Annotated in this window: 16 protein-coding genes; 10 read left to right on the forward strand and 6 right to left on the reverse strand. The window is 45.9% G+C overall.

The window, feature by feature from the left end; translation table 11 throughout:
• The first annotated feature begins 45 nt into the window (after positions 1 to 45).
• Together JUB15_RS10330 and JUB15_RS10335 are read left to right on the forward strand one after the other, a co-directional pair.
• A complete protein-coding gene (locus JUB15_RS10330; RefSeq protein WP_207512390.1) occupies positions 46 to 720 on the forward strand; it encodes a DUF2059 domain-containing protein in 675 nt (224 codons plus the stop codon).
• 37 nt (positions 721 to 757) lie between these two features.
• A complete protein-coding gene (locus JUB15_RS10335; RefSeq protein ID WP_207512391.1) occupies positions 758 to 1,570 on the forward strand; it encodes an enoyl-ACP reductase FabI in 813 nt (270 codons plus the stop codon).
• 282 nt (positions 1,571 to 1,852) lie between these two features.
• On the opposite strand, the gene JUB15_RS10340 is transcribed toward JUB15_RS10335, so the two are convergent.
• Positions 1,853 to 2,074 carry a DUF2795 domain-containing protein gene (locus JUB15_RS10340; RefSeq protein WP_014221625.1) on the reverse strand — a complete coding sequence of 74 codons (222 nt, stop codon included), beginning with the start codon at positions 2,072 to 2,074 and terminating at the stop codon, positions 1,853 to 1,855.
• A 247-nt stretch (positions 2,075 to 2,321) separates the two neighbouring features.
• Between JUB15_RS10340 and JUB15_RS10345 the strand changes: the two genes are divergently transcribed.
• A complete protein-coding gene (locus JUB15_RS10345) occupies positions 2,322 to 2,972 on the forward strand; it encodes an ABC transporter ATP-binding protein (protein WP_207512392.1) in 651 nt (216 codons plus the stop codon).
• A gap of 192 nt (positions 2,973 to 3,164) precedes the next feature.
• Here JUB15_RS10345 and JUB15_RS10350 read toward each other — a convergent pair whose 3' ends face one another.
• The 3 genes from JUB15_RS10350 to gatC form a co-directional block, all read right to left on the reverse strand.
• The gene (locus JUB15_RS10350) at positions 3,165 to 3,725 is read right to left on the reverse strand and encodes a cob(I)yrinic acid a,c-diamide adenosyltransferase (RefSeq protein ID WP_207512393.1); all 561 of its coding nucleotides are present in this window, start codon (positions 3,723 to 3,725) and stop codon (positions 3,165 to 3,167) included.
• A gap of 202 nt (positions 3,726 to 3,927) precedes the next feature.
• Positions 3,928 to 4,629 (reverse strand): ABC transporter ATP-binding protein, encoded by a 702-nt coding sequence (locus JUB15_RS10355; protein ID WP_242696295.1) that lies wholly within the window; start codon positions 4,627 to 4,629, stop codon positions 3,928 to 3,930.
• Positions 4,630 to 4,699: 70 nt separating this feature from the next.
• Positions 4,700 to 4,996: an Asp-tRNA(Asn)/Glu-tRNA(Gln) amidotransferase subunit GatC gene (gene gatC / locus JUB15_RS10360; protein ID WP_205509247.1), complete on the reverse strand. Its 297-nt coding sequence runs from the start codon at positions 4,994 to 4,996 to the stop codon at positions 4,700 to 4,702.
• 254 nt (positions 4,997 to 5,250) lie between these two features.
• Between gatC and trpS the strand changes: the two genes are divergently transcribed.
• The gene (gene trpS, locus JUB15_RS10365) at positions 5,251 to 6,279 is read left to right on the forward strand and encodes a tryptophan--tRNA ligase (RefSeq protein WP_242696296.1); all 1,029 of its coding nucleotides are present in this window, start codon (positions 5,251 to 5,253) and stop codon (positions 6,277 to 6,279) included.
• Positions 6,280 to 6,378: 99 nt separating this feature from the next.
• Entirely contained in the window at positions 6,379 to 7,014 is a 636-nt protein-coding gene (locus JUB15_RS10370) for a deoxynucleoside kinase (protein ID WP_207512394.1), read from the forward strand.
• A 20-nt stretch (positions 7,015 to 7,034) separates the two neighbouring features.
• Here the strand turns inward: JUB15_RS10370 and JUB15_RS10375 are convergent, their stop codons facing one another.
• Together JUB15_RS10375 and pckA are read right to left on the reverse strand one after the other, a co-directional pair.
• Positions 7,035 to 7,571 (reverse strand): DUF922 domain-containing protein, encoded by a 537-nt coding sequence (locus JUB15_RS10375; protein WP_207512395.1) that lies wholly within the window; start codon positions 7,569 to 7,571, stop codon positions 7,035 to 7,037.
• Between the two features lie 252 nt (positions 7,572 to 7,823).
• A complete protein-coding gene (gene pckA / locus JUB15_RS10380) occupies positions 7,824 to 9,428 on the reverse strand; it encodes a phosphoenolpyruvate carboxykinase (ATP) (RefSeq protein ID WP_207512396.1) in 1,605 nt (534 codons plus the stop codon).
• A gap of 484 nt (positions 9,429 to 9,912) precedes the next feature.
• On the opposite strand from pckA, the gene JUB15_RS10385 reads away from it, so the two are divergent.
• The 5 genes from JUB15_RS10385 (at position 9,913) to rsmI (ending at position 13,426) form a co-directional block, all read left to right on the forward strand.
• Entirely contained in the window at positions 9,913 to 11,202 is a 1,290-nt protein-coding gene (locus JUB15_RS10385; RefSeq protein ID WP_207512397.1) for an aminopeptidase P N-terminal domain-containing protein, read from the forward strand.
• A 55-nt stretch (positions 11,203 to 11,257) separates the two neighbouring features.
• Entirely contained in the window at positions 11,258 to 12,022 is a 765-nt protein-coding gene (gene pssA, locus JUB15_RS10390; RefSeq protein WP_207512398.1) for a CDP-diacylglycerol--serine O-phosphatidyltransferase, read from the forward strand.
• Positions 12,019 to 12,264 carry a phosphoribosylformylglycinamidine synthase subunit PurS gene (gene purS, locus JUB15_RS10395; protein WP_207512399.1) on the forward strand — a complete coding sequence of 82 codons (246 nt, stop codon included), beginning with the start codon at positions 12,019 to 12,021 and terminating at the stop codon, positions 12,262 to 12,264. The genes pssA and purS overlap by 4 nt, the downstream gene beginning before the upstream one ends.
• Positions 12,265 to 12,339: 75 nt before the next feature.
• Positions 12,340 to 12,711 carry a four helix bundle protein gene (locus tag JUB15_RS10400; RefSeq protein ID WP_207512400.1) on the forward strand — a complete coding sequence of 124 codons (372 nt, stop codon included), beginning with the start codon at positions 12,340 to 12,342 and terminating at the stop codon, positions 12,709 to 12,711.
• A 49-nt stretch (positions 12,712 to 12,760) separates the two neighbouring features.
• Positions 12,761 to 13,426, forward strand: a complete 666-nt coding sequence (rsmI, locus tag JUB15_RS10405; protein WP_207512401.1) for a 16S rRNA (cytidine(1402)-2'-O)-methyltransferase — start codon at positions 12,761 to 12,763, stop codon at positions 13,424 to 13,426.
• Positions 13,427 to 13,458: the final 32 nt, after the last annotated feature.

Raw genomic sequence — 13,458 nt, forward strand, 5'->3', positions numbered from 1 at the left:
GCCCTGAGCCTTCTGCCTTGAGCCTTCTAAAATAAATCCATTTATATGAAAAAATCCCTTGCCCGCCTTATTTGTATGATGTTCCTGCTTACGGTCACAGTGAGCAGTATTGCCCAAAGCAAACCCACGCCCAGGACCAAACCGGCTGCCGGTGCAAAAAGACCGGCTAAGCCCGTTGCAAAAGAAGAGGATGAAGTAATTAAGATAGGCGCAAATCCCAATGAAGACGAGAAACCACCGGAAATAGAAAAGTTGGAAGAAACCAGGACCGGTTCAGCGCCCAGCCCTGCGCTTCCTCCGTTGCCTGATATTGATACGGTAGCTGCACCCAATGATGATCTTACGAAAGAGATCAAGAAACTGCTGTTGGTATCAAACGCTTTAGGTAATGCTAATATGGTGGGCAGAAATTTTATTGAAACGCAACGAAAAAGTAATTCCGGTCTGCCCGATGAGTTCTTTGAGCGGATATTGCAGAAGTTCGATAACGGAACAGTTAGTGGTTTTACCGAGAATGTGATCATCAAATTATACCGTCAGAAGTTTACACTGGAAGAAATTCGCGAGGCGCTTAAATTCTATGAAACACCCCTTGGTAAAAAGATCGCGGTTGAATTAGGGCCCATCATGACGAAGGCGGGTACGGAAGGTGAAAAATTTGGCCGGTACCTGGCAATAAAGATAATTGAGGACATGATGAAGGAAGGGAAATGGAAATGATGTTATTTTGCCGTTTCTAATTAAAAAACAAAATTCTATGGCATATAACCTGCTTAAAGGAAAGAAAGGGATCATATTTGGCGCTTTGGACGAAAAATCAATAGCCTGGAGAACCGCATTGCGTTGCCATGAAGAAGGCGCGCAGCTGGTCTTGACCAATGCGCCGGTGGCTTTGCGGATGGGCGAGATCAATAAACTGGCGGAAGCGGTAAAGGCTCCGGTAATTGGCGCCGATGTTACCAACATGGATGATCTTAAGAATTTATTCGACGGCGCCATAAAACATTTTGGCGGCAAGATAGATTTCATTCTGCATTCTATTGGGATGAGCCTTAATGTGCGCAAGAACAAGCATTATACCGAGATCGATTATGGATTTAATCAAAAGACCCTTGATATATCGGCTATGTCGCTGCACCGTGTGCTGCGTACCGCATGGGATCTGGATGCTATCAACGATTGGGGCAGTGTAGTTGCCCTAACCTATATTGCTGCACAGCGCGTATTCCCCGATTATAACGAAATGGCAGATGCGAAAGCGTTGCTGGAAGGTGTATCGCGTAATTTTGGTTATCACTACGGTGTTAAAAAGAAAGTGCGCATAAATACCGTATCGCAGTCACCTACCAAAACCACTGCAGGTAGCGGGGTAAAAGGTTTCGATGGCTTTATTTCCTATGCTGAAAAAATGAGTCCGCTGGGCAATGCCACAGCCGATCAGTGCGCTGATTATTGCGTTACCTTATTCAGTGACCTTACCAGGATGGTTACCATGCAGAACCTGTTCCATGATGGTGGTTTCTCCTTTACCGGGGTAACGCAGGCGGTCATTGAGCAGATGGAGAAGTAGTGGTCGGAGGTCTGTAGTCGAAAGTCCGAATTCGGAAATCAGAAGTCTGAGGTCAGAAATCGGAGGTCGGAAATCAGACAATACAGTGAAATAATTTTACTCGATAGAAACTGGAAGGGTGAATAGCTGAACAAGCTGTTCACCCTTTGTTATTTTCTTGTATCCGGTCTCAGATATTCAGGCCAGCTCACACCGCCGCCTTAGGCCTTTGGTTTCCGGTCTCAGATAAAAAAACCGCCCGCTTTAACTGCGGCCGGTTTGCACTATTTTTTAGCCATGGGCTTAATACTCATCTTCATTAAAGAAGAAATCATCCTGGCTTGGGTAATCCGGCCAGATATCTTCTATACCTTCATAAATCTCTCCTTCATCTTCCAGTTCCTGAAGATTTTCTACCACTTCAATGGGTGCACCGCTACGGATGGCGTAGTCAATAAGCTCATCTTTGGTGGCAGGCCACGGTGCATCTTCGAGATAGGATGCAAGTTCTAATGTCCAAAACATGTGATTAGCCTGTTTAAAGTTTTAAATCCACGAACAGTTACTGAATTCAGGGTCGGAGAAATTACGGTAGTTCCTGTCCCCATTTACCCCTCAATTTTTCGCAAAAGTAACCTTCCTAACGAAAAAACCAAATCTATCTTTGAAAGATAATGGAAGGTTTTCTTAAAAAGTTTCCCCAAACGGGTACTATGAACGGGAAGCCAATGGTTTGTAGTATCTTGACGGCTATATTAGTAATTCACCACACATGTTAACAGCGACAAATATTCAAAAATATTATGGTCAGTTATGGGTTTTGAAAGGGGTTGACCTGGAAATAAAGCAGGGTGAAATTGCCTCTATTGTAGGCCCATCAGGTTCTGGAAAAAGTACGTTGTTGCACATCCTTGGCACACTCGATAAGCCTGATAAAGGAGAGGTACGGGTAGGAACCCAACGCATCGATTTCCTGAACGAGAAGCAAATGGCCGCTTTTCGTAACCAGCGTGTGGGATTTGTATTTCAATTCCATCACCTGTTGCCCGAATTCACTGCGCTGGAAAATGTGTGTATTCCAGGATGGATGGCGGGTCGCCGCAAGAAGGAAGTAGAGGAAAATGCGTTATCGCTGTTACAAATGTTGGGCCTGGGAGATCGTATCGATAATAAACCAAATGCATTATCGGGTGGCGAGCAGCAACGGGTAGCCGTAGCCCGCGCCCTGATCAATAAGCCGGCCATTATTTTTGCCGATGAACCAACAGGCAATCTCGATTCGGCCAATGCCCGGGAACTGCACCAGCTGTTCTTTACCCTGCGGCAGCAATTCAACCAAACCTTTTTAATAGTCACGCATAATGAAGAACTGGCCCAAATGAGCGACCGGATACTGCATATGAAAGACGGGAAGATCGTTTAATGTGATAATGTGATAATTCGATGATGTGATAATGAATCCACCCGTTTTTCAACCAACTGATCAAGATCAAGTCTAATGCATGCCGTGAGTTAGGAAAGTATTGGTGTTGAAGGTCTTTAGGTTGGTGTTCAATAGGCCGCCCGCAAGGTTGAGGTATCCATTATCACATTATCACATTATCTAATCATCACATTAGATCCTCGCTTTCCACGGAATTTCTTCTACATTCAATTGATGACCGGTATAACGGGCCAGCACAAACAAATAATCGCTCAGTCGGTTGAGGTATTTGAGGATAACGCCATCCACTTCCAGGCTTTCCTGGTCGAGGCGAACGCAGCAGCGTTCGGCACGGCGGCAAACGCAGCGGGCTATGTGTAATTGGGAAAGCACCGGATGACCACCGGGTAAAATAAAACTTTTCATGGGCGGAATGACCTCATTCATACGGTCCATTTCCTTTTCCAGCAGGGTAATATCTTCATCACGCAGGTCGGGTATGCGCATTTTAGGTTCTTTCACCGGGTCGCAGGCAAGCGATGCGTTCATGGTAAACAAACGGTCCTGTACTTCCTGTAAAATAGACCTGCCGGCTTCATCGGTGAGCAGGTCGCGGCACAGGCCTACCCAGGAGCTTAATTCATCAACGGTTCCATACGCTTCTATGCGCAAATGCGATTTGGGAACTTTTGTTCCGCCGATCAATGAGGTAGAACCTTTATCTCCGGTTTTGGTGTATATCTTTTGTGCCATGATGGTGAATGGTCAATGGTGAATGGTCAATGGTGAATGGTGAATGGGTTGCTCAACTTCAAAGCTTCAAAATTAATTCCAAAACGCCGTATGCTTTGAATCCTGCATTTAGTGCCCTGGAACCTTAGAATCTGAAACCGTTGCTTGGCAGGCTGAACTATAAACTGTGAACTGTGAACTATAAACTATGAACTGTAAACTTTTAGGCAATGACCAGCTCTTCTCTTAATTTGTCGCTTTCGATGAGGCCGTCGCGCAACCGCACGATCCGTTTGGCATAATGCGCTATATCTTCTTCATGGGTTACCAGCACCACCGTATTGCCGGCTGCCTGGATCTGACTGAAGATCTCCATGATCTCTTTGGAAGTTTTTGTATCCAGGTTACCGGTGGGCTCATCGGCCAGAATGATGGATGGATTATTCACCAGGGCTCTTGCAATGGCCACCCGTTGACATTGACCGCCCGACAGCTCATTGGGTTTATGGTGGCTTCTTTCTTCCAACCCTACTTTTTTGATCACTTCCATCGCCATCTCGTTACGCATCTTGCGCGAAATACCGGCGTATACCAGCGGCAACGCTACATTCTCCAGCGCAGTGAGGCGGGGCAGCAGGTTGAATTGCTGGAATACAAAACCAATTTCTTTGTTACGTACGTCGGCCAGGTTGTCATCAGGCATTTTGCTTACGTCCTGCCCGTTCAAGATATACTTGCCGGCAGAAGGGGAATCAAGGCAGCCCAGTATATTCATCAGGGTACTTTTGCCGGAACCGGAAGGCCCCATGAGCGCTACATATTCGTTCTTATAGATATCCAGGTCGATGCCTTTGAGTACCTGCAATTCCTGTTTACCCATGTGGTAGCTCTTGCGAATACCCTCGAGATGAATGATTGAATTCATAGAAAAAGTTTAAGCCGGTCGATACGGGGTGGCCGCCGGAACAGATTATTGTCCGGGTCGGTACCGTTATCTAGTCCTGTTTTTTGATAACCTTGGGCACTTTGAAAAATGTACCGTCTGAATCGGGTGCATTCTTAAGCGCTTCTTCCCGGGAAATGGAGCCTTTTACTTCATCTTCACGCAACACATTGATAGCGTCTGTCATATGTAACAGCGGTTCTACTCCCTCGGTATTCAATTCATTCAGTTTGTCGACAAATTGAATCATTCGTTGCAGGTCATTCTTGATTATTTCTTTTTCCTGATCGTTGAACTGCAGGCGGGCCAGGTTGGCCAGGTTCTGAACCAATGCGTCATTTACTTCCATACAAACAAAAATAACTGATTATTTGCAATAGAGGGCCTGCAAGGTGTGAGTGGTGAGTTGTGACCGGTGAGTGGGGCTAAAGGCTAAAAGCTAAAGGCTTAAGGCGGAAGGTGAAAGGCGAAAGGAAAGGCAGCAGGCCTCACCGCTCACCATTGACCTTGCATCTGTAAATTATTAACTATAAACTTTCAACCAAAACTGCCAGCTGCAAACTGGTAACTGGCAACGGGGTATTTCTTATCTTCGCGCTCCTTATGGAGAGTGTTAAGAAAGATACCCTGCCTGCAGACAGGCAGGTCGTCATGGGCGGTATACGCCCCACCGGGTTTTTGCACCTCGGCAACTATTTTGGCGCTTTGCGCAATTTTGTGCGGATGCAGGATGAGTATCCCTGCTTTTTTATGCTGGCCGACCTGCATTCACTTACTACCCACCCCGATACAAAAGAGTTAAAAAATAATATTCACCGGGTATTGGCCGAACACCTCGCCAGTGGTTTAAACCCTGATAAATGCGCCCTGTACTGCCAGAGCCATGTTTATGAAACCTCCGAGCTGTACCTGTACCTGACCATGTTGTCAATGGTAGGGGAGCTGGAAAAAACGCCCACCTTTAAAGACAAGGTTCGCCAGCACCCGCAGAACGTTAATGCCGGCTTGTTGACCTACCCCGTCTTACAGGCTGCGGACATTCTTTTACACCGGGCCAGGCTGGTACCTGTTGGGAAGGACCAGGAGCAGCACCTGGAAATGGCCCGGAATATTGTAGATCGCTTTCACCATCGTTATGGTGAAGTGTTCCCCCAACCGGTGGCCTTTAATTATGGCAGTGAACTGGTAAAAGTGCCCAGCCTCGACGGCAGCGGTAAAATGAGCAAAAGCGAAAACCAGTATGCTACTTTATACCTCAGCGATCCCGACGACCTCATACGCAAAAAAGTAATGAAAGCCACTACCGATAGTGGTCCCAAAGAGCCCAACTCACCCAAGCCCGATTACATTGAGAACCTGTTTTTACTGATGAAGCTGGTAAGCGCGCCGGATGTGCTGCAGAAGTTTGAAGAAGATTACAACGCATGTACCATCAGGTATGGTGATATGAAAAAACAACTGGCCGAAGACATGGTACAGTTTATAGCGCCCATCCGCGAAAAGGCGGCCGCCATTCAACAGGACACCGAATACCTGAAGAAAGTAATGATCCAGGGTGCCGAAAAGGCACGGATCAGCGCTCAGGCTACCCTGAAAGTGGTGCGTGAGGCCATAGGGTTGAATTATTATTAAAAAACAGCGTTCAGGCAGTTTAAAACCGGAAAGAATTAATATCTTAAATTTTTGATAGCCCCGGCATGGCCGGAATAAAACGGGATAGAACTCTAAATAATGGCAAAAACTAAGAAACCGAAGCATATTGCTGTAGCGGGTAATATCGGCGCGGGCAAAACTACGCTCACTGAACTGCTCAGCAAACATTATCGCTGGATACCCCAGTTCGAAGATGTAGACCACAACCCCTATTTATTCGATTTTTATGAGGATATGCCCAGGTGGAGTTTTAACCTGCAGATCTACTTCCTGAACAGCCGGCTTCGGCAGCTCAATGATATTTTTCGTGGTACCGAAACAGTGGTGCAGGACAGAACCATTTATGAAGATGCTTATATCTTCGCTCCCAACCTGCATGAAATGGGGCTGATGAGCAAACGTGATTTCGATAACTATTTCATGTTCTTCGAAACCTTAAAAACAATGGTGCAACCACCCGATCTGCTTATATACCTGAAAGCATCGGTGCCTACGCTGGTTGCACAAATTCAAAAACGCGGCCGCGAATACGAAGAGAATATCCGGCTCGATTACCTGAAACGCCTCAACGACTTCTACAATAAATGGATCGACGGATACAAAGAAGGTCCCCTGTTGGTGGTGGATATAGACAAGAACAAGTTCCCCGAAAACGACGAACACCTCGGTGAGATCATCCGCAAGATTGATTCCCAGTTATACGGTCTGTTCTAGCATTTGCTGCCTGTTCAATTTTATTGTGCCTGCTGGTAGTTGGCAAATGGCTCCAGGATTGTAAGATCACTGGTGATCTTTTTCAGCCATTCCTCCTGCTTTGGTTTATTCCGCGAGTAGTCGGTTTCCTGGTCGTATAACAACTGGGTTTGCCGGTGCTGCTTCATGGCATTTTCATACAGCTGGTTAATGTCCTGGCTGGCCGTTTTTATATTGAAGCGGTAAGATCTCATGAGTTTATTCAGCTTGCGCGCATAGATTTCTGCAATATCAAAATGGCCCTGTTCATGAACAAGTACGTCATTGTTCTTTATGCGCACCCATGACCGGTTCTTATCAAAACTGCATTTGATGGAATAGGTAAAGCCTTTTTCGTCATAGCCAAATTCAATATTGATATTACTGCTGGTAAGCGCAGCGTTGGAGGAATGCGGATCGGGTTCACCTTTAAAATCGCTCCAGGTAAGCTTTCTGGAAGCGCTCCAGGGAATCAGGTTATTCGGTTGTTGTATAACGGTAACCCACAAAAGTAATAATGAAATTACAGCTTTGCTCATAATTGGTTTCCCGCCTGGTTTATGTGGCTGAAGGAATGGGAAAAGACCTGTAAATACAATGGCAACTTAAATCAAATCCGCGGAAACAATTCCCTAAAATTGATGAAAATAGCCGAATGGTAAATGTAAAGGGTTGTCCCATTTTATGAGACAACCCTTTCTATGGCAAAGTAATCGTTGAGACCGAAATGCTTTAGTTAAAAAGCGTTCTAATTTCATTAAAAAAATTGAAATTAGATCAAAACAGGCTGACTATATTTTTGGCGCTGCTGCCAGCACTTCCGGCGTAACGCCCGACGCATATTTCTCAAAGTTGGTAATGAACTGTTTAGCCAGGTTTTCGGCTGCTTTATCGTAAGCGGCTTTGTCGGCCCAGGTATCACGCGGGTTAAGTATAGCCGAAGGTACGCCGGGACAACTGGTAGGGACCTCCATACCAAATACAGGATGGGTTTCATATTGAACCTGGTCAAGGGCGCCTTCCAGCGCGGCGCTGATCATGGCGCGGGTGTACGGTAATTTCATCCGGCTGCCGGTACCGTATGAACCGCCCGTCCAACCGGTATTGATCAACCATACTTTGGCGTTGTGCTTTTTCAGTTTCTCGCCCAGCATACTTGCATAAAAGCCGGGGTGAAGGGGTAAAAAGGGAGCACCAAAGCAGGCGCTGAAAGTAGATTTCGGCTCTGTAACGCCGGCTTCGGTTCCTGCTACCTTGGCGGTATAACCCGATATGAACTGGTACATGGCCTGGGCCGGTGTTAGTCTTGATACCGGGGGCAGCACGCCATAGGCATCGCAGGTTAAAAAGAAAATATTTTCAGGAATACCGCCAGTGGCTGGTTCTACCGCATTGCAGATATAATGCAACGGGTACGAAACGCGGGTATTCTCGGTAATGCTTTTATTGGTGAAATCAATTTCGTTGGTGCCATTGTAAAAAGTGGTGTTCTCTACCAGCGCGCCGCCGCGGATGGCCGCAAAGATGGCCGGTTCTTTTTCCTGGCTCAGGTCAATACATTTGGCATAACAACCACCTTCAAAGTTGAACACGCCGTGATCGTTCCAGCCATGTTCATCATCTCCAATAAGTTTACGGTTGGGGTCGGCGCTCAGGGTGGTTTTGCCGGTTCCACTTAAACCAAAGAAAAGCGCTGTATCGCCATCGCTGCCCATATTGGCTGAGCAGTGCATGCTTAATACACCTTTATCGTGGGGTAAAATGTAATTAAGGATAGAAAAAATACCTTTTTTGATCTCGCCGGTATAACCGCTGCCGGCAATAAGAATAGTGCGATGTTTAAAACTGATCACCGATGCATTATGCTGGCGTACGCCGTTTTCTTTTGCATCCAGCTTTAAGCCGGGCGCTGCCAGGATATGCCATTCGGGGGTGAAATGGTCCAGTTCCTCTTCTTCGGGGCGAAGGAACATATTATAAGCAAAAAGGTTGCTCCAGGGATTGTCGTTAATGACGCGAATGTTCAGGCGGTACCTGGGTTCCGCACAGGCATAGCCGTCGCGCACCCATAGTTCAGGTTGAGCGTTCAGGTGATCGATGATCTTTTTGCGAATGCTATGAAAATATTTTTCTTCCAGCGGAATGTTAAATTCATTCCAGTGTACGGAGTTTTCAGTGATCTCGTCTTTTACAATGAACTTGTCTTTGGGACTACGGCCGGTAAATTCACCTGTTTTTACGACAAGGGCGCCGGTGTTGTTCAGTTCACCCTGGTTTAACCGTAATGTGTCCTGTACTAACTCATCTGCACTTAGCTGATAATGCAATGTGTTGGTTGAGTGAAGCCCCAGCTCCTCTAATCCTCTCGTTGGGATGGCAATAGTAGATAATGACATACAAGCGTTCGTTTGTTGAGGATTCAAAGGTATAATTAAAATTTATCCATTCCAATGGCGGCATTTCGCGCATTTTTGAATATAATCTAATGCGATAGATAATTTGTTGTAAATTATTTAGCTAACATGTGTTAGTGTAAAATTGCATTGATCGGTCCCGGGGTTTTGGTGAATGGGTGCGAAACCTGTTTTTATTGAAATATTGATCGATGTTTAGTGCTTTTTTGCGGGTAAAGAAGTGCCCCGAAGGGCGCCGCCAGCCAGGTACAACGGCCTAATCGTTAAAGTGCCGGTTTAAGCTCCATTGCGTAAAAGGGCTCTAATGCCGGTTGCCACCGGCGGGCGGTGACTGCTTTATTTCTGTACGACCATGTTGATCAGACTGATTTTCTGCATTATGCGTTTAGCGTTCGGCGTTTTGCCTTGCTTGCCGCTTGCCCCTTTTACTCTATTTTTACGGTTCATTCAATGAAACTATTACTACATGAAATACCTGCCGCTCGATCCTGCCATCTTTGTCCAGAACCGCAAGAATTTTGTGGCCCGGATGGAAAAGAATTCCATTGCCATCTTCAACAGCAACGATGAACTGCCTACCAATGGCGATGCCCTGCACCGCTTCAAGCAGAACAGCGACCTGTACTGGCTGTGTGGCATTGATCAGGAAGATACCATGGTCATTCTGTTCCCCGGTAATCCCGATCCGAAGTATCGGGAAGTGCTGGTATTGGTTCGACCCAATGAATTAAAAGAAAAATGGGATGGGAAGAGATTGCGTGCGGAGGAAGCCAGAAAGATCTCGGGTATGCAAACGGTGATCTGGCTCGATAGCCTTGACGCTGTTTTACAGGGCTGGATCCATATGGCCGATACGATTTACCTGAATACAAATGAAAATGACCGCAAGGCCAGTGTTGTGCCGGTACGCGATTACCGGTATGCGGAAGCCATGCGCAAGCGCTATCCTTTGCATCAGTACAGGCGCAGTGCCCGTATTATGAAAGAGCTGCGGGCGATCAAATCGCCCCAGGAAGTTGCTGTTATGCAACGCGCAATAGATATTACGCATAAGACGTTTGAACGACTGCTGAAATTCATCAGGCCGGGTGTTATGGAGTATGAGATCGAGGCGGAGATCTGGCATTCGTTCCTGTCGCAGCGGGCCACAGGGCCGGCATACAGCAGCATCATTGCCAGTGGCGACCGGGCGCGCATCCTGCATTATGTTTCCAACAACCAGGAATGTAAAGACGGTGAGCTTGTGCTGATGGATTTTGGCGCTGAATATGGTGGTTATTGTGCCGACCTTACGCGTACAGTACCGGTAAATGGAAAGTTCAGCAAACGGCAGCGGGAAGTGTATACCGGTTGCTTACGCCTGCATGAATATGCGAAAAGTATTCTGAAACCCGGCATCAGTATTATGGATTATACTGATAAAGTAGGGGTGGAAGCCACTAAAGTGTTTGTAAAGCTGGGTTTGTTATCGCCCAGTGATATCAGGAATGAAGACAAGGAAAACCGGGCTTACCGGAAATATTTATACCATGGCATTTCGCATCACCTGGGTATTGATGTGCATGACCTGGGCACACGTACGGAACCAATAAAACCAGGTATGGTATTCACTATTGAGCCGGGTATTTATATAGAGGAAGAGCAAATGGGCATCCGCATTGAAAATAATGTGTGGATCACCCGTACCGGCAACAAAGACCTGATGGCGAAAATCCCGATTACCACTGAGGATATTGAATCGATAATGAGGAAATAATCACTTTTAAATTGTATTTCATTGCACATTTGCACATTTACTAATTTTCACATTAATGAAACATATACCAAATCTGTTTACACTGATCAATTTGTTCTTTGGCTGTATTGCGATCATTTACATACTGCAAAACGGAATTATAATTGTTAGTGATGAACAGGGTACCCAATTGATCGAGATACCCGAGAAACTATGGATGGCCTCATTGTTTATAGGCCTGGCTGCTGTTGTTGATTTCCTGGATGGATTTGTTGCCCGCTTGTTCAACGCAACCTCTGCTTTGGGCAAACAACTCGATTCACTGGCCGATGTGGTGAGCTTTGGCGTGGCGCCGGGTTTGATCGTTTATCAGTTCCTGCGTTTAAGTTATGCTTCACAACCCAATGGCATTGAAGTGGCGGCCATTTGGTTAATGCCGGCGCTGCTGATACCCTGTGCGGCTGCTTACCGGCTGGCCAAGTTCAATATCGACGATTCACAGCAATATGGATTCAAAGGCGTTCCCACGCCGGCTGCAGGTTTATTGATAGCCTCTTTTCCGCTTATTTACTGGTATTCGCAAAGTGCGGAAGCGGTAAGTCTCATGCAGAATAAATGGTTGTGGTATGCCATTATCGTTACGGTAAGCTATTTAATGGTGAGCAATCTGCCCCTGATGGCGCTGAAATTTAAAAACTTTTCGGTAAAAAGCAATTTACCCAAGCTTATTTTGCTGATATCAGCCATAATTGCAGCCATATTATTAAAATGGCTGGCTGTACCGGTTGTATTTATTCTTTACATCATCTTATCTTTGGCGTTCAAAAATAAAACCACATGACCTATACAGTTCAGGTGAAGGTAATGCCGTTAAAAGAATTGCTCGATCCGCAGGGAAAAGCCGTAATGGGTGGATTACAAAACCTGGGATTAGGAAATATTCAGGATGTTCGGGTAGGTAAAAATATCACCCTGCAGGTAGAAGCCAACACCCCTGACCAGGCAAAAGCCATTGCCGAAGAAGCTTCCAAAAAGTTACTCGCAAATCCAGTGATGGAATACTTTGAACTTTCAATTAGCTGATTTGATAATTTGATAATGTGATAATTTGATAATTGGGCACCCTCTGGTAGTAGCAACCTTTATTAATATAATTATATGAAAAAAGAGTTGCTGGATCAAAATGTCATTTTGAAGCTGTCTTTGGATTTTTCTTTGATGTTGATAGCTTATTGTGAAGAATTGGATGCCCTTAGAAAATTCGTAATTTCCAAACAATTACTCAGGTCGGGAACATCTATAGGTGCAAATACTGTTGAAGCTCAAAACGCCGAAAGCAAAGCTGACTTCATTCACAAGATGAAGTTAGCAGCTAAAGAGGCTGAAGAAACCCAATACTGGCTTATGTTGTGCGAATATTCACAGAACTTTCCGGAGTGTAAGGCGCTTGTTTTAAAATTAGAGCAGATCCAGCGGGTTTTGGCCAAGATATTGTCAACTTCAAAAAAGAATAACCGTATCGCACAGTAGCCAACTTGTATTCCATTATCACATTATCGAATCATCACATTATCACATTATGTTGTATTTGGTTCCCACTCCTATCGGCAATTTGCAGGATATCACGCTCAGGGCCCTGGAGGTGTTGAAGCAGGTGGATCTGATCCTGGCTGAAGATACACGCACGTCGGCCAAATTATTAAATCACTATCAGATCTCGCGCCCGATTACAGCCTATCATCAACATAATGAGCACCAGGTATTGCAACACCTCATCAACCAGTTGCAGGAAGGAAAGACCATGGCCATGGTATCGGATGCCGGTACGCCGGGTATTTCCGACGCAGCTTTCCTGTTGGTGCGCGAATGTATTAAACAGGGAATAAAAGTGGAATGTCTGCCCGGCGCCACCGCCTTTGTGCCCGCCCTGGTGAACAGCGGATTACCCATGAACCGCTTTGTATTTGAAGGTTTTCTTCCCACCAAAAAAGGCCGGCAGACCATGTTGAAAAAACTGGCTGAAGAAGATCGTACCATGATCATTTATGAATCGCCGCACCGGCTGGTTAAAACCCTGCAGGAGTTTGTGCAATACTTCGGGGCCGACCGCCTCTGCAGTGTCAGCCGCGAGCTCACTAAAATGTTTGAAGAAAATGCCCACGGCACCTTGCAGCAGTTAGTAGAACATTTTCAAATGAAAGAAGTGAAAGGGGAGATTGTTATTGTGCTTGCTGGTAAAGAATAATTACCGGTTGCCGTTACCAGGCGCCAGATGCA

The organism is Longitalea luteola, from assembly GCF_017356035.1.
Lineage (GTDB): Bacteria > Bacteroidota > Bacteroidia > Chitinophagales > Chitinophagaceae > Niastella > Niastella luteola.